Here is a 15,879-nt window from a genome sequence, read left to right on the forward strand (position 1 = left end):
GCTCTTCAGCGATGAGCGCGGGTGCCGTTGCGTTGCGCGCAAAACTGCGTAGCGCCGGCCACGGATTATCAGCCCCGCCACCCCCGGTTAAGTTACCTGCACAGCGCGCGGCACCTGGCTGCCGCGCTTGAACCCTACTCACCGAAATCCGGAGCTACCCATGACCCGTCGCCTGTTCCAACCTATCGCACTCGGCCCTTACACCCTTGCCCATCGCGTGGCGATGGCGCCCCTGACCCGCTCGCGCGCCGGCCAACCGGGCGACGTGCCGACCGCAATGAACGTCGAGTACTACCGCCAACGCGCCAGTGCCGCGCTGATCATCACCGAGGCCACGCAGATCTCCCAACAGGGCCAGGGCTATGCGTGGACGCCGGGGATCTACAGCGATGCGCAAGTCCAGGCCTGGCGCGAAGTCAGCACCACGGTGCACGCGGCCAACGGTCTGATCTTCATGCAGCTGTGGCACGTCGGCCGGGTCTCGCATCCCAGCTTCCAGCCGGACGCCGGTTTGCCGGTGGCGCCGAGCGCCCTGCCTGTGCCGGGCAAGACCTTTATCGTCGATGAACAAGGCAACGGCGTGTGGGGCGATGTGCCGGTGCCGCGCGCCCTCGAAACGGCGGAGATCGCCGACATCGTCGAAGACTACCGCCGCGCTGCGCGCAACGGGTTGAACGCTGGCATGGACGGCGTGGAAATCCACGCCGGCAACGGTTATCTGCTCGACCAGTTTCTCAACAGCAACAGCAACCAGCGTGACGATGCATACGGCGGCAGCGTGGAAAACCGCGCGCGTTTTCTGCTCGAGGTAGTCGCCGCCGTCGCTGATGAAGTCGGCGCCGAGCGCGTCGGCGTGCGTCTGACGCCAATGGGCCGCTTCATGGGCATGGGCGATGACACGCCTGAAGCGACCTTCGGCTATCTGGTCGAGGCGCTCAACCAGTGGAATCTGGCCTACCTGCACCTGGTCGAGCCGGCCATGGTCGGCACGGTCAAGGACGAAAACTTCGACCCGCGCTGGGACGCGATCATCGCCCAATTGCGCCAGACCTGGAACGGCGTGCTGATCCTCGCTGGCGGTTACGACGCTGAGTCCGCCGAACAGGCGCTGAACGCCGATCGCGCCGACATCATTGCCTTTGGCCGGCCATTTTTGGCCAACCCGGATCTGCCGCGTCGGCTGCACGATGGGCTTGAGCTGAACACGCCGGATCCGAGCAGCTTCTTCGGCGGCGATCAGCGTGGTTATGTCGATTATCCGTTTCACGCTTGAGGCTTGGGCTTCATAACTTTTAAGGTTTGTTTAAGGACTTTAAATAAAGCCTGCGGCCAGACTTTGCCCATCGATCAGGAGAGCCGCCATGAACCCGCAATCGGTGAAGTCAGACCCTTCCTGCCACCTGGCGCGCCCACTGGGCGCACTGTCCGGCTGGCAGGAACGCCGCGCCAAGGCCTACATGCTGCACGATCTGAGCCGCAGCCTGCGCGTCAGCGAGATTGCCGAACATTGCAATCTTTCACGCAGCCACTTTTCCCGGGCGTTCAAGATCGTCACCGGCTGCTCGCCTCAGGAATGGATGCTGAAGATGAAGATCGACAAGGCCAAAGGGCTGTTGCTGACCTCGATGGCGATTACCGAGATTGTTTATGAATGCGGATTTTCCGATCACTCGCACTTCACCCGCACGTTCGGGCGCATGGTGGGAATGCCGCCGAAGGTCTGGCGCCAACTGATGTGCGGAGCGCGGGTGGCGCCGGTGGATGCGGATGTTTGGCGGCTCAGCGATGGGTTGCTGAATTCGACGATGGGCCAGCGCTTGACGGAACTGCGGCCCTGAGTCGGATTTCAAAGGGTTTTGTTCACTCCTCCCTTTTGGCCGCGATTTTTCGCGGCTTTTTTTTGAACGGTGCACCGGCGTTCGGCTTTGGAGTGGCGGTGAATTCACCCCTCATCGGAACGCCGCCCGCCCAGCCCTCTCCCCGAGGAGAGGGAGCCGATTTGTGTGCTTTTCCAATCCTGAGTTCAACTCGGATTTTCACGTCGGCGTATCTCCCCCAAACACCCCGGTCAGTCCCCTCTCCCTCCGGGAGAGGGTTAGGGTGAGGGGCTTTTCATCCTCGCGTCCGGCGCAAGCGGCAGTCTGAAACAGATCCGCGCGCCCTCTTCGCTGTCTTCCACGCGCAACGTCCCGCCATGGGCGCCTATCACCGTTCGGCAAATCGCCAGGCCCATGCCCATGCCGCTGCCCTTGGTGGTGAAGAACGCATCGAAAATTTCTTCACGCTGATGCTCGGCGATCCCCGGCCCGTTGTCTTGAAAAGCCACACAGACCTGCCCATCGGACAGCGTCGACTCAATCACCAGGCGCCCGTCAGTCACGCCCTGCCCAGCCATCGCTTCCAGCGCGTTGACGATCAGGTTGTAGATCACCTGCTGGATCTGCACCCGATCCCCCAGCACCGGGTCAGCAGCGTTGAGTTGCGTGTGCAAGCTCACCCCGCGATTGTGCAAATCGCTCGCCGTCAGTTGCACGACCTCACCGATCAACGCGTCAATCGACACCGGCAATCGTTGCAACGGCGCCTGCCTGGCCAATGCGCGCAAGGCCTGGACGATCTCGGTGGCACGGGCGCTGTCGGAGCGGATGTCTTCGAGTCCCTGAATAGCCTCGTCGAGATCAGGCGTGTCGCGCTTGAGCCAGCGCAGACTGGCCGAGGCGTTCGATGAAATGCCCAGCAGCGGCTGGCTGATTTCGTGGGCGATCGAGGCCGACAGTTCGCCCATCATTTTCAGGTGCGAGTTGCGCGCCAGTTCCGCCCGCGAGCTGCGCAAATCGGCTTCCATCTGCGCGCGCAAGCGGTTGTCTTCGACCAGTTGCGCGTAGAGCCGCGCTGTCTGCAGCGACACCGCTGCCTGCGAGGCGAGAATTTCCAGCATGGTCAGGCGTTCGGCGCTGAACAGCTTCGGTACCAGGCTGTTTTCCAGATACACCAGACCGATCAGCGCGCCTTGCTTGAGCAACGGCAGGCACATCAGCGAGCGCGTCTGCCGCTGCTGCAGATCAGCGCTGTAGGCTTGCGGGCAGTCGGCGCGGGCATCGTCGAGCACCAGCGGCGTGCGCGTGCGCATGGTCGAATTGAGTACTGAAACCGGCGCGATCTGCTCCAGCGAGCGATCGTTGTCCTGACTGACCCGCACGTTGCCCGCCTCGACATGCGCGGCAGCGGCCAATTGCAACTCACCCTCGGCGACCAACAGCAGCGCGCCGCGATCGGCACCGGCCTGAATCATCAAGTGATTCATCAAGGTCTCCACCAGCCGATCGAGCAACACCTCTTGCGAGACCGCGCGTGCCGCTTCAATGCCGACTTCCAGGTCTAGGCGCACCCGCGTCACCGGCGTTCCCGCTTGAAGGGAATGCTCGTGGGCGAGAAACGGATGCTGCGCTTCGAGCTGGCGCGCCTTGGCTTCAGCGCCCCACAGCACATAGCAGTCGCGCGCAACACGCAGGTGATGATGCGTGCCGGAGACCAGGCCGTTGACCAGGCAGACCTCGGCCAGTTGTTCATGTGCCAGTGCTTGTTCATGGACAAACCCGGCAGCGGCCGCCGCGATTTGCGCTTGGTCGAAGCAGCGAATCGCGGCCAGCCCTTCGCCGCGCACGCGGGCCATCGCGCCTTCGATCAGCAGCAGTTTGTTGCTGAAGGTCGAAGGATTGAGCTCGACCCAAGGCAGAAAACGCTGCCGTTGCTGCTCCAGCTTCTGCAGTTTTTCGGCAACAGAGCCCGGCGCCTCGGGACTGGCCAGTGCCAGGCTGTAGAACAGGTAGTAATGCGCCAGATCAATGTGCGCCGGCAGCGACCAGGTCAACGCCTCAGCGTCTTCGAAACGTCGCAACGCGTAACGCACTGCACCGAAATACAACGCCGACATGCCCGAATACAACCACGTCCACAACAGCGTCGGCTGTGAAACGCGGTCGCGATGCAGCGGGCCGAAACGGTCATGTTCCAAAGCATCCAGCATTGCGATCGAACGAGGCTCAGGCCCATTGCGCAAATCGCTGGCAAACGCCTGTTGCGCCAGGAGAATGCGCTCGATGTCGATGTAGTGAAACTGCCGCACCCAACTCAGGCCGACGTCCAGCTCGTTCAACACGTTTGGCAGCGGCTCGCCCATGAACAGCAGATCGGAGCCGATATGGTTGCAGGCGTAACACGACATGCCCAGATCGCCGCCGGCCTGACCGCACTCAAACGCGGCGAAAGCCTTCTGCCGCGCGTAAGCCATCGGCCGGGTCCACGCGCTGACCTGATCCAGCGCCACCAGCGTGCCGGTGCGCCCCGCCTCATAGCCGTGCAGATCAGTCAGTTCCAGCGCCAGTTCGGCGAAAGCAACACCGTCCAGATATTCGCCATAACGGTCGGCGATCATCACGCCGTACCAGGCAAAACCGTAGCCGCTGCTGGGTGTGGTGCCGTGCAAGAGGGTCAGTTCAACCATCTTCGCCAAGTGCAGAAAAGCAATGTCGTCCTGCACGAAGAACGAGGCGATCAGCGTGCTCAGCAGCTCCATGGCCATTTCGATTCGCGGCTCGTTGGCTTTGGGCAACGCCGTCAACTCAGCGATCCGTCGCGCACCGACCAATTGCCGAACCCGTTCGAACGCTTCGCCCAGTTGCGCCTTCGAGGGTTGTCGCTGCAGGTCGATGTCGAGCAACGCAAGACCGGCCAGCGCTTCGCCGATCGCGCCGTGGTAATCGGAATGCAAGGTGCGCAGGCTGGCGCGCAGGCGGTAGGTTTTCGCACGGTCCAGCACGGTGGCAGCGTGTTCCAGGCAATCGTCGAGACGCTGTTGCGCGCCGGGCAGATCCGCCAGCAACATCGCGCAGTCGGCTGCCAGCCAGCGCGCCGCGAAGGCTTGCGGGTAGAGCTGCGTCCAGCCGTTGTCGCCGAGTAATACCTCGGCGCTGCGCAGATAATCCACGGCCTGCTCGACAGCGGCGCTATCGCGGGCGCGCTCGGCAGCTTCGAGCAATAACTGGATGAATTCAGCGCGTCGAGGCGCTTGCAGCGCATTGCCGGCGCTGCGCTGAATCTGACTGGCGATGTCGAAGACCCGCGCCTGCCGCTGCTCGCCGCATTGATCGAGCATGGCGGCAGCGATGCGCGCATGCTCAGCCGAACGCCCGGCCGGTGCGGTCAGCGCAGCGGCGGCTTCCAACACCCGATCGTGGGGAAACACCAGTTGGCCCGGCTCGCGCAGAAGAAATCCGGCGCTGACCAGATAATCCACGTCACGCAGCAATTGCGCCGGATCGTCCCCCAGCAAATCGCCCAACAGCGTTTCGTCACAGCGGCCACCAACGTAACCCGCGGTGCGCAACACTTCACAGGCACTGACCGGCAGACGCTGCAAGCGTTGCACCATCAATTCGGCCACGTTGTCGGCGTAGCGATAGCCGTTCACTTCGGCCTGATTCCACACCCAGCGCCGCGTCGTCGCGTCGAAACGCAGCAGACGCTCGTCCACCAGCGCGCGCGCGACCTGGCTGACGAACAACGGATTGCCGGCGGTTTTGAAGTGCACGACGCGGGCCAGCGCCTCGAGGTTGTCGACGTCAGCATCGAGTTCGACCGCCATCAGTTGCGCAACGGCCTGCACCGACAGCGGCCCTAGTCGAAGGTCACTGAGTGGCAGCGCGGGTGCTCTGCGCATCTCATCGAGCCAGCCGCCCGGATGCTCCGTCAACTCGCCCTCGCGATACGCCAGAACCAGCAGCAGATGCCGCGTCGGTCGGGCGATAAAGGTTTTGAGAAACGCCTGCGTCGAGTCGTCAGCCCACTGCAAGTCGTCGATAAACACCAGCAGCGGATGCCCCGGTTGCGCAAAGACTTCGAGCACATCGAGCAGCGCCCGATTGACCCGATCCAAGGCGTGGCGCGCCGGCATGTTCGGCAGTTCGGCGGTGGCGCCGATCAGCAGTTCGGCTTCCGGCGCCAGGTCCAGCAGCAAGCGGCCACGGCCCTTGAGGGTTTCGCGCAGTTGCTCGGCCAAGGCCTGCAAGGCCAGCGTGGGCTTGGTCAACACTTGGCTGATCAGAGACTGAAAAATCTGCGCCAGCGGCGCGAAAGGCCGGTCATTGTTCAGCAGTTCGATCTTGCCGCTGGCCCAATAACCGGGTGCCTGGCTACGCAGGAGTTGCTGGATCAGCGTCGACTTCCCCGCTCCCGGTGCGCCGGCAACCAGCAGCACGCGAGCGATGCCGTCGCTGCGCACGCGCTGGATCTGTTCAAGCAGTTGCTGACGTTCGTCATCACGACCAAACAGCACATCGCCGCGCGTGGCCGTTGCGCGAGCATCGAATGCACCGAGGCGGAACGCTTCGATCTGGCCTTTTTTCTGCCATTGGCGCAGGCACCAGGTCAGATCGGCGGCCAGCGATTCGATGCTTTGATAGCGCGCGTCCGGCTCCTTGGCCAGGCCCTTGAGCAGCACATGGCAAATGCCTTGCGGCAGGTCGGGTTGGTATTGCCCTGGCGACACAGGCTGGACGGCGGCGTGCACATGCAACCATTGCGAGGCGTCGCGAGCGATCAGCGGCGGGCGCCCGGTCAGCGCCTCGTAGATGATTGCCGACAGCGCATAGACGTCGCTGCGCTCATCGGAATCGACGCCGTCGTGCTGCAGCTGTTCCGGCGCCAGATAAGGCCAGTGTTCCAGGCTCGGCAGTTCAGTCGCCGGCGTTTCCTGCGCGTGGGTGTGGAAGCCCATCAGCCTGACGCTGTCGTCAGCATCGACCAGCAGATGCCAAGGCAATAAAGAACACTGTGGGAGCGAGCCTGCTCGCGAAAGCGGTGGGTCAGTCAAGGGTGATGTCGGCTGGAATGACGCTTTTGCGAGCAGGCTCGCTCCCACAGGGTTTTGCGCTGTTTCCGGATGGCGAGAGTGGACCAGCGCATTGGCAGCGGCGACGGCGATATTCAGCACCCGTCCGAGTGGTAAGCCGGCGGCGTCGATCAGTCCAGTCAGCGGCGCGCCCCATTGCGGGTAGACCAACACCGGCCCGTCCGCCGAGCGAATCAGCGCGAGCGGGTTGAGCGCCCACTGCGAAGGCAACTGCAAATGGAAATCGCGCTCCAGCCGCTGGCACAGCGCCGGACGCTGGATCGGCGCACGCACGGCGAACCAGCTCTGGCCCGAGTGGCTGTCTTGAAGGCTGAACCAGGTCAGTTCATGGTCACGGCGCAGCAGACTGAACCGACAGTTCTCCAGCCATGCTTCATCGAGCATCGGCGCATCGGCCGCGCGGGAAATTGCAGATGAAGATGGCTGGCCGGGCATACGCATTCACCGCTGGAAATGGGATTCAGGCTGGTGGCGAAGTATACCCAGCGTTTTTTTGCCAGAGGGCCAGCCGCTGCGCTGATGTCCGTCTGCAGCCTCAAGATGGCCGTCCAGAGCCTTGCGCCGCTGTTTCTTGCGCTATAGAAGCGCACGTCTTATCCCTCGGGATAATTGCTTTATGCCAGGCCGTCCCCTAGCGTACGAACCTGATAACCCGGCGCCCGCGCCCTGTCCTTCTCACCGCAACGCAGAGGCCCGCATGATCCGACTCGGCCAAGCCACGATTTCTTTGGAACGGCGCGAAGCCTTTCTCGATGGCCGGCCCTTGCGCATGGGCGGGCGGGCGTTCGAAATACTTTCGGTACTGATGCAGGCCGATGGGCGCATCGTCAGCAAGGACGAGCTGATCAATCAGGTGTGGCCGGACATCGTCGTCGAAGAGAACAATCTGCAAGTGCAGATTTCCTCGCTGCGTAAACTGCTCGGGGAAAAAGAAATCATCCAGACGGTTGCCCGTCGAGGTTACCGATTATTGAAAGACCGCGAACCCAAACTGCCCGTGTTCAACGCCCTGGCCTCGGCGCCGATGGTGGCGCAGCCGCCGTTGGTCGATACGCAATCGGTGCCGGTGTTCATCGTTGACGATGAGGCCTGCGTGCGCAGTGCATTGAGCCGCTTGTTGCGCGCCGAAGGCATCGAGCACCGGATTTTCCAGTCCGCCGAAGAACTGCTAGAGGCCGACATCGCCAATGGCCCGGCGTGCCTGTTGCTCGACGTCAGCCTGCCCGAAACCACAGGCCTGCAATTGCAGGCGGCGCTGAACGAGCGCGGCTTGCCGTGGCCGGTGATCTTCATGACCGGCCACGGCACGATTCCGATGTCGGTGCAGGCGATGAAGGCCGGCGCGGTGGAGTTCCTGACCAAGCCATTCAATGACGATGAACTGCTCGGCATTCTGCGCAGCACCCGTCAACACGCCGCGACGGCGTTCAATCAATGGCAACGGGTTCAGCACGTGCGGCAATTGGCGGCGCAGCTGACACCGCGTGAGCGCGAGGTGCTGCCGCTGATTGTCGGTGGCCTGTCGAACAAGCAGATCGCCAACCAGTTGGGCACCAGTGAAGTGACCGCCAAGGTTCATCGCAAACACATCATGGCGAAGATGCAGACCCGCTCGCTGGTCAACCTCGTCGAACTCTACGGACTGATCAGCGCTGCGCCTTCGCCTGGCCCATCGAGCCTGTCGTGAGCGGCCCGGCGGGTCGCCCGACGGCGATCGAGAACACTCGACCGACGATTGTCTGCATCGTCGATGACGACGCGTCGGTGCGCAAAAGCCTGTCGAATCTGCTGCGTTCGGTCGGTTATCGCGCGCAGGTTTATGCCAGTGGCGAAGCGTTTCTCGCCGAAGCCGACTTCCCCGAAATCGCCTGCCTGCTGCTGGATCTGCGCATGCCCGGCCTGTCCGGCATCGACGTGATGCGCCAGCTGCCGCGACAGTTTCCGGTGATCTGCATGTCCGCCCATTGGGACGAGGCGGCGCTGGCTGAGTCCGGGCATTACCAGGCGTTTGAATGCCTGTGCAAACCCTTCGAAGAAGAGGTTTTGCTGGCGGCACTCGACAAGGCTCTGCACCGCCAGCACTGATCGCTTCAGCTGTCCTGCGTGGCTTCTTCCGCAGTTTCGATCGCGGGCAGCGACTCAGTCATCGAAGCGTGACACACCGCCAGAATCTCATCGGCCAGCGCCGAGTCATCCGGGCAGGCCCGCGAAAGCATGATCGCCCCGACCGCGCGGGCCAGCAGGTCGATCATCCGGGTCCTGCCCTCACCTTGCGGTGCATCCGCTGCCGTCGGGTATTTCTCGCCAAGCGTCTGCAACGTGCGCTCGATGCCTTCAGCGAACGCCGCTTTGACATCCCCGGACTGCCGCGCCGCATCGCCGCACAACGCCGCCATCGTGCAACCGGTGGAACGGCCGTCGCGATGGTCGCGCGACACGTACACATCGATGAAATCCTGCACGCTCATGCTTTCGGCGGCGGCCGTGGACTGCGCCAGGCTGTTGGCCGAGGCTTCGGCCATCAGGTCGGCCTTGGAGCCGAAGTGTTTGTAGAAACCGCCGTGAGTAAAACCGGCGGCCGCCATCAGGTCAGCCACGCCGACCCCGTCATAACCGCGTTCGCGGAACATCACTGAAGCGGTTTCGACAATGTGCTCGCGATTGGCCTGAGCCTGAGCCTTGGATACGCGCATGTTGAATACCTCCAGCGCTGAAAATTCATCGGCCGATGATACATAGATGTTGGCCATAATCAAAACCGTTGACAGGTTAGATTTCGATCATCATCCTAAAGGTCCGCAATCAGTCTTCAACTGACAAAAGAGCCCACACCATGACTACTCGCCCTACTGTTCTGATCACTGGCGCCTCCACCGGCATCGGCGCCGTCTACGCCGCACGTTTCGCCCAACGCGGGCACGATCTGGTGCTGGTCGCCCGTGACCAGTCGCGCCTGGACACCCTTGCTGCCGGTTTGCGCGCTGAACACAACGTCAATGTCGAAGTGCTACAGGCCGACCTCACGCAACTGAGCGACCTGCAAACCGTCGAGGCGCGTCTGCGTGACGACGCGCGCATCGGTATCCTCGTCAACAATGCCGGCGCGGCGCAGTCCGGTACCTTCATCGAGCAGAGCACCGACAGCGTGGCGCAACTGGTCGCGCTGAACACCACGGCGTTGGTGCGTTTGGCCAGTGCCATCGCCCCGCGCCTGGCCAAGGCCGGCGACGGCGCGATCATCAACATCGGCTCGGTGGTGGGCCTGGCGCCGGAGTTCGGCATGTCGGTGTATGGCGCGACCAAGGCGTTCGTACTGTTCCTCTCCCAGGGCCTGAGCCTGGAACTGTCGCCACAAGGCGTGTACGTGCAAGCCGTGCTGCCAGCCGCCACCCGCACGGAAATCTGGGACCGCGCCGGTATCGACATCAACACCCTCACCGACATCATGGAAGTCGGCGATATGGTCGATGCCGCGCTGGTCGGTTTCGACCGTCGCGAAGTCGTGACCATCCCGCCGCTGCACGAAGGCGAGCGCTGGGATGCCCTGCAAGCCGCGCGTCAGGGGCTGTTGGGGCAGATTCGCCAGTCGGCGGTCGCGCAACGTTATCTGACGCAAGCCTGACCTTACCCAAACCCGGCGCAAGTGCGTCGGGTTTCTACCGACAAGAGCATCCGCAATGAAGGCATTTTTCATCGAGCGCTACGGCAAGCAGAACGGCCGGATTGGCGACCTGCCCGATCCACTGGTTGGCGCCCACGACGTGCTGATCGAAGTGCGCGCCAGCAGCGTCAACCCGCTGGATCTGAAGATTCGCAGCGGCGAATTCAAGATGATCCTGCCCTATCAAATGCCTTTGATATTGGGCAACGATGTCGCCGGCGTGGTGCTCAGCACCGGTGCGGCGGTCAAGCGTTTCAAGCCGGGCGATGAGGTTTATGCGCGTGCGCCTGAAAACAGGATTGGCACGTTTGCCGAACGCATCGCTGTCGACGAACAAGCGATCGCGTTAAAACCCGCCAATCTCGCCATGACCGAGGCGGCTTGCATGCCGCTGGTGGCGTTGACGGCGTGGCAGGCCCTGGTCGAAGTCGCCAACGTGCAAAAAGGCCAGAAGGTACTGATTCATGCCGGCTCCGGTGGCGTTGGCACGGTCGCCATTCAACTGGCCAAACACCTCGGCGCTTTCGTTGCGACTACGACCAGCACGGCGAATGTCGCGTGGGTCAAGGCGCTGAGCGCTGATGTGGTGATCGATTACAAGCAGCAGGATTTCGCCAGCGAACTGCACGACTACGACGTGGTGCTCAACAGCCTCGGCGGCGATGTCCTGGAGAAATCGTTGCAGGTGTTGAAACCGGGCGGGAAACTGATTTCCCTGTCAGGGCCGCCGACTGCGCAGTTCGCTCAGGAGCAGGGTTTGTCCTGGCTGCTGGGGCTGGTCATGCGTCTGCTCAGCAGTGGCATTCGGCGCAAGGCGCGCAAGCGTGGGGTGGGTTATTCGTTTCTGTTCATGCGTGCCGATGGCGTCCAGTTGCAGAAAATCACTGCGTTGATTGAGGCAGGAGTGATCAAACCGGTGGTTGATCGTACTTTTCCGTTCGATCAGATACGCGATGCCTTGCACTACGTTGAACAAGGTCGGGCCAAGGGCAAGGTTGCCATCGCGGCCCACCTCAAAAGCCCCTCACCCTAGCCCTCTCCCGGAGGGAGAAGGAACTGACCGAGTTGTTTGATCGAGTGATTCCAACCTGCAATACCGAGGTGAACACAAGTTCTGAAAAGCCACCAATCGGCTCCCTCTCCCCGGGGAGAGGGCTGGGCGGGCGGCGTTCCGATGAGGGGTGAATTCAGCGCGGTGTTTGTAGATGTGCATTGCAACTGCACGCCCGACTCGCCATCCCCGCTGAAACGTCGAGAAACCCCTCTCAACTTGCATTTTGCCCATCCTGCACCACGCTGTGATTCACAGAAGTGCACGTTTTCCTGGCAAAACTGCGGTTAACTGAATGGTTAGTTACCGTTATAATCCCGCGCTTCATTCAAACGGGACTTTCAATGTGAACCACAGTCAACGCGTCTCAGGCGTTTCAACGTTCATTCTGGTCGGCCTTGGCGTGATCATCGCCCTGCTCGGTCTGGCGCTCGCGGCCGGCGGTGTGAAGCTGGTCAGTCTGGGCGGTTCCTGGTACTTCCTGGTCGGCGGTCTGGCGATGACCGTTTCCGGGGTGCTGATCGCACTGAAGAAAACTGCAGGCGCCTGGCTGTTCGCCGCATTTCTCGTGGCCACCGCGATCTGGGCCGTGGCTGACGCCGGGCTGGTGTTCTGGCCGGTGTTCTCGCGGCTGTTCATGTTCAGCGCGATCGGTATGGTCGTCGCTCTGGTCTACCCGCTGCTGGCGCGCGCCAATGGCCGCGTAGCCGGTCGTGGCGCGTATGCCGTGGCCGCTGTGCTCGCGGTCGGTGTCGCGGTTGCTGCCGGCAACATGTTCGTCGCTCACCCAACCGTTGCCGCACTGGCACTGGCCCGGGCCTGACTCCGGTCGAGCCGGCCAAGGCGCAGAAAGACTGGGCGCACTACGGCAACACCGAAGGTGGCAGCCGCTTCGCCGCGCTCGATCAGATCAACCGCAACAACGTCGACAAATTGAAAGTCGCGTGGACCTACCACACCGGTGACGTCGCCGAGAGCGATGGCAACGGCGCCGAAGACCAGCTCACCCCGCTGCAGGTCGGCAACAAAGTCTTCATCTGCACCCCGCACAACAACCTGATCGCGCTGGACGCCGACACCGGCAAGGAAATCTGGAAAAACCAGATCAACGCCCAGTCGAAAGTCTGGCAGCGCTGCCGTGGCATGGCCTATTTCGATGCCACCGTCACCATCGCTCAGCCGAGCAACTCTTCGATCATCGAAGCCAAACCCGAGCCGGCCGCCAACTGCCAGCGTCGTCTGCTGACCAACACCATCGATGCCCGCCTGATCGCGGTCGATGCCGACACCGGCGAGTTCTGCCAGGGTTTCGGCAACAACGGCCAGGTCGATCTGAAGGCCGGCCTGGGTGATGTGCCGGACAGCTACTATCAGTTGTCGTCCGCGCCATTGATGGCCGGCACCACCGTGGTGGTTGGCGGTCGTGTTGCCGACAACGTGCAAAGCGACATGCCGGGCGGTGTGATCCGTGGTTTTGACGTGATCACCGGCACCATGCGCTGGGCGTTCGACCCGGGCAACCCGCAGGATCGCAACGCGCCGGCCGACGGCAAAACCTACGTGCGCAGCACGCCGAACAGCTGGGCGCCGATGTCCTACGACGCGGCGACCAACACGGTGTTCCTGCCGATGGGCAGCTCGTCCACCGACATCTATGGTGTCGAGCGCAGCGAACTGGACCACAAGTACGGCGCTTCGATCCTCGCGCTGGACGCCAGCACGGGCGAAGAACGCTGGGTGTTCCAGACCGTGCACAACGATCTGTGGGACTTCGACCTGCCGATGCAGCCGAGCCTGATCGACTTCGACAAGGACGGGCAAAGCGTTCCGGCGCTGGTCATCGGTACCAAGGCCGGGCAGATCTATGTGCTCGACCGCGCCACCGGCAAGCCGCTGACCGAGGTCAAGGAAGTACCGGTGAAAGCCGCGAACATCCCTAACGAGCCGTACTCGCCGACTCAGCCGAAATCCGTGGGCATGCCGCAGATCGGCGCGCAGCACCTGACCGAATCGGACATGTGGGGCGCCACGCCGTACGACCAGTTGCTGTGCCGCATCGACTTCAAGAGCATGCGCTACGACGGTCTGTACACCGCTCCGGGTACTGACAAATCGCTGAGTTTCCCGGGTTCGCTGGGCGGCATGAACTGGGGCAGCATCTCCACTGACCCGGTGCACGGTTTCATCTTCGTCAACGACATGCGCCTGGGTCTATGGATCCAGATGATCCCGTCGCAGAACAAAGGCCAGGCCGCTGGCGGTGGCGAAGCGCTGAACACCGGCATGGGCGCTGTGCCGCTCAAAGGCACGCCGTACGCGGTGAACAAGAACCGCTTCCTGTCGGTGGCCGGCATTCCGTGCCAGGCGCCGCCGTTCGGCACCTTGACCGCGATCGACATGAAGACCCAGAAAGTCGCATGGCAGGTTCCGGTCGGCACCGTTGAAGACACCGGTCCCCTGGGCATCCGCATGCACCTGCCGATCAAGATCGGTCTGCCAACCCTCGGCGGCACCCTGTCGACCCAGGGCGGCCTGATCTTCATTGCCGGCACCCAGGACTTCTACCTGCGCGCCTTCAACAGCGGCAACGGCGAAGAAGTCTGGAAAGCCCGTCTGCCGGTCGGCAGCCAGGGCGGCCCGATGACCTACGTTTCGCCGAAGACCGGCAAGCAGTACATCGTCGTCACCGCTGGCGGCGCACGCCAGTCAACTGATCGTGGCGATTACGTGATGGCTTACGCCCTGCCGTAACTCGCTGCCGCACCACCAACCTCCTCCAAGCGCGCGGTGCCCCAAAGCACCGCGTCGCCGTTTTATTGCGTTAAAGATTTCAGCAGGAAGGATTCACATGTCATCGGCTGTTCGCTTTTCTCGTACCAAGCTTTCCACTGGCCTGTTGCTGGGCCTGAGCTGCACCACTGCCCTCCCCGCGCTGGCCGCCAGCGATTCCGATCTGCTGACCCGCAGCACCCTCACCGGTGACTGGGGCGGCTTGCGTCATCAACTCGATGAAGACGGCGTCAAGTTCACTGGCGATTACAGCGGCGAAACCGCTTACAACGCCGACGGCGGCCTGCACCGCTCGGCGCGCTACTCGCAGAACATCAAACTCGGCGTGCAGTTTGATCTGAGCAAACTCTACGGCGTCGACAACGCCGGCAAAGTGCAACTGACCATCAACGACCGGCGCGGCAACAGCGCTTCGGAAGATCTGGTCGGCAACCGCCTGCCGATTCAGGAAAACTACGGCGGCCTGTACACGCGCCTGACTGAACTGAGTTACGAGCGCAGCCTGTTCACCCCGGCGCTGAACGTGAAGCTCGGCTACATGGCCATGGGCAACGACCTCGGCGGCCTCGACAGCGGCATTCTGTGCAACTTCATGAACGCCGGTTTCTGCGGTCACCCGCTGAACATGTCCGGCGGCAGCGGCTGGACCAACTACCCCAACGCGCGTCTGGGCGTGCGGGTCAAATACGACCTGTCGCCGTCCTGGCAGCTGCGTGTGGCGGCGTTTAACGTCGATCCAGAAAGCAACGGCAATTCCAGTCGCGCCTGGCATCTGGGGCCGAAGCACACCACCGGCACCGTCGTGCCGATCGAGCTGGTGTACAAGCACGCCGGCGAGCTGCCCGGCGAGTACAAGCTCGGCTATTACTACGACAGCTCCGACGTCAAACGCATTGGCAGCGACGACGAGGTGTCCGGGCGTGGCGGGCATTATCTGCTGATCGATCAGGCCGTATGGCGTTCGCCGACCTCCGAAGGCCGCAGCCTGCATGCTTTCGGTCAGTATTCGGCGGCCAGTGAAGCGGCCTCGCCATTCAGCAAGTGGTACGGCACTGGCGTGGTGTTGTACAAACCGTTCGAAGGCCGTCCGCGTGACACCCTGGCGCTGGGTTATGGCCGCGCCGTGCCGAACCCGCGCAGCCGCGATGTGCAGCAGGATGCCGCGCTGGCCAATGGTGCTGCGTTCCCGAATCTCGACAATGCCGAACAGTTGATTGAGTTGGGCTATGGCTATCAGGCCACCCCATGGCTGACCCTGCGCCCGAACCTGCAATACATCATCGAACCGGGCGCGTTCTCCGGGCAGGACATCGATAATGCGCTGGTGGTGGGTTTGCAGGTGAAGGCTGCGCTTTAAGCCTTGTAATGGATGTCATGCCGTCATCGCTGGCAAGCCAGCTCCCACAGGGTTTGACGGCGGACACAAAATCCCGGCAACACCCAAAACCCTTGTGGGAGCTGGCTTGC

The 15,879-nt window shown here is 62.6% G+C and carries 9 protein-coding genes and 1 pseudogene; 8 read left to right on the forward strand and 2 right to left on the reverse strand.

The features are described from left to right. Positions 1 to 160 precede the first annotated feature (160 nt). Positions 161 to 1,273 carry an alkene reductase gene (locus D8U60_RS25820; protein WP_130901269.1) on the forward strand — a complete coding sequence of 371 codons (1,113 nt, stop codon included), beginning with the start codon at positions 161 to 163 and terminating at the stop codon, positions 1,271 to 1,273. 88 nt (positions 1,274 to 1,361) lie between these two features. Continuing rightward, positions 1,362 to 1,838: an AraC family transcriptional regulator gene (locus D8U60_RS25825; protein ID WP_110600507.1), complete on the forward strand. Its 477-nt coding sequence runs from the start codon at positions 1,362 to 1,364 to the stop codon at positions 1,836 to 1,838. Positions 1,839 to 2,095: 257 nt separating this feature from the next. On the opposite strand, the gene D8U60_RS25830 is transcribed toward D8U60_RS25825, so the two are convergent. Further along, positions 2,096 to 7,345, reverse strand: coding sequence for an AAA family ATPase (locus tag D8U60_RS25830; RefSeq protein WP_241663577.1), 5,250 nt, complete (start codon positions 7,343 to 7,345; stop codon positions 2,096 to 2,098). A gap of 262 nt (positions 7,346 to 7,607) precedes the next feature. On the opposite strand from D8U60_RS25830, the gene D8U60_RS25835 reads away from it, so the two are divergent. Both D8U60_RS25835 and D8U60_RS25840 read left to right on the forward strand, forming a co-directional pair. After that, a complete protein-coding gene (locus D8U60_RS25835) occupies positions 7,608 to 8,597 on the forward strand; it encodes a response regulator (RefSeq protein WP_130901270.1) in 990 nt (329 codons plus the stop codon). Next, entirely contained in the window at positions 8,594 to 8,995 is a 402-nt protein-coding gene (locus D8U60_RS25840; RefSeq protein ID WP_024013026.1) for a response regulator, read from the forward strand. Before D8U60_RS25835 ends, D8U60_RS25840 begins: the two co-directional genes overlap by 4 nt. 5 nt (positions 8,996 to 9,000) lie before the next feature. Here the strand turns inward: D8U60_RS25840 and D8U60_RS25845 are convergent, their stop codons facing one another. Further along, on the reverse strand, positions 9,001 to 9,603 hold the full coding sequence (locus D8U60_RS25845; RefSeq protein WP_130901271.1) for a TetR family transcriptional regulator: 603 nt from the start codon (positions 9,601 to 9,603) through the stop codon (positions 9,001 to 9,003). A gap of 140 nt (positions 9,604 to 9,743) precedes the next feature. Between D8U60_RS25845 and D8U60_RS25850 the strand changes: the two genes are divergently transcribed. The 4 genes and pseudogenes from D8U60_RS25850 to D8U60_RS25865 all read left to right on the forward strand — a co-directional run bounded on the left by D8U60_RS25850 (position 9,744) and on the right by D8U60_RS25865 (position 15,769). Next, on the forward strand, positions 9,744 to 10,532 hold the full coding sequence (locus D8U60_RS25850; protein WP_110645344.1) for an SDR family oxidoreductase: 789 nt from the start codon (positions 9,744 to 9,746) through the stop codon (positions 10,530 to 10,532). Between the two features lie 55 nt (positions 10,533 to 10,587). Next, complete coding sequence (locus D8U60_RS25855; protein ID WP_130901272.1) at positions 10,588 to 11,604, forward strand: NADP-dependent oxidoreductase; 1,017 nt, start codon at positions 10,588 to 10,590, stop codon at positions 11,602 to 11,604. Positions 11,605 to 11,968: 364 nt separating this feature from the next. After that, positions 11,969 to 14,373: pseudogene (locus D8U60_RS25860) on the forward strand (glucose/quinate/shikimate family membrane-bound PQQ-dependent dehydrogenase). Positions 14,374 to 14,470: 97 nt separating this feature from the next. Then, complete coding sequence (locus tag D8U60_RS25865) at positions 14,471 to 15,769, forward strand: carbohydrate porin (protein WP_130901273.1); 1,299 nt, start codon at positions 14,471 to 14,473, stop codon at positions 15,767 to 15,769. Positions 15,770 to 15,879: the final 110 nt, after the last annotated feature.

This window comes from Pseudomonas sp. Sample_11, assembly GCF_004307505.1.
GTDB classification, from domain to species: Bacteria; Pseudomonadota; Gammaproteobacteria; order Pseudomonadales; family Pseudomonadaceae; genus Aquipseudomonas; species Aquipseudomonas atacamensis.

Coding starts and splice junctions, on each gene's coding strand:
- D8U60_RS25820 (WP_130901269.1), top strand. CDS start 161: ATGACCCGTCGCCTGTTCCAACCTATCGCACTCGGCCCTTACACCCTT.
- D8U60_RS25825 (WP_110600507.1), top strand. CDS start 1,362: ATGAACCCGCAATCGGTGAAGTCAGACCCTTCCTGCCACCTGGCGCGC.
- D8U60_RS25830 (WP_241663577.1), bottom strand. CDS start 7,345: ATGCCCGGCCAGCCATCTTCATCTGCAATTTCCCGCGCGGCCGATGCG.
- D8U60_RS25835 (WP_130901270.1), top strand. CDS start 7,608: ATGATCCGACTCGGCCAAGCCACGATTTCTTTGGAACGGCGCGAAGCC.
- D8U60_RS25845 (WP_130901271.1), bottom strand. CDS start 9,603: ATGCGCGTATCCAAGGCTCAGGCTCAGGCCAATCGCGAGCACATTGTC.
- D8U60_RS25850 (WP_110645344.1), top strand. CDS start 9,744: ATGACTACTCGCCCTACTGTTCTGATCACTGGCGCCTCCACCGGCATC.
- D8U60_RS25855 (WP_130901272.1), top strand. CDS start 10,588: ATGAAGGCATTTTTCATCGAGCGCTACGGCAAGCAGAACGGCCGGATT.
- D8U60_RS25865 (WP_130901273.1), top strand. CDS start 14,471: ATGTCATCGGCTGTTCGCTTTTCTCGTACCAAGCTTTCCACTGGCCTG.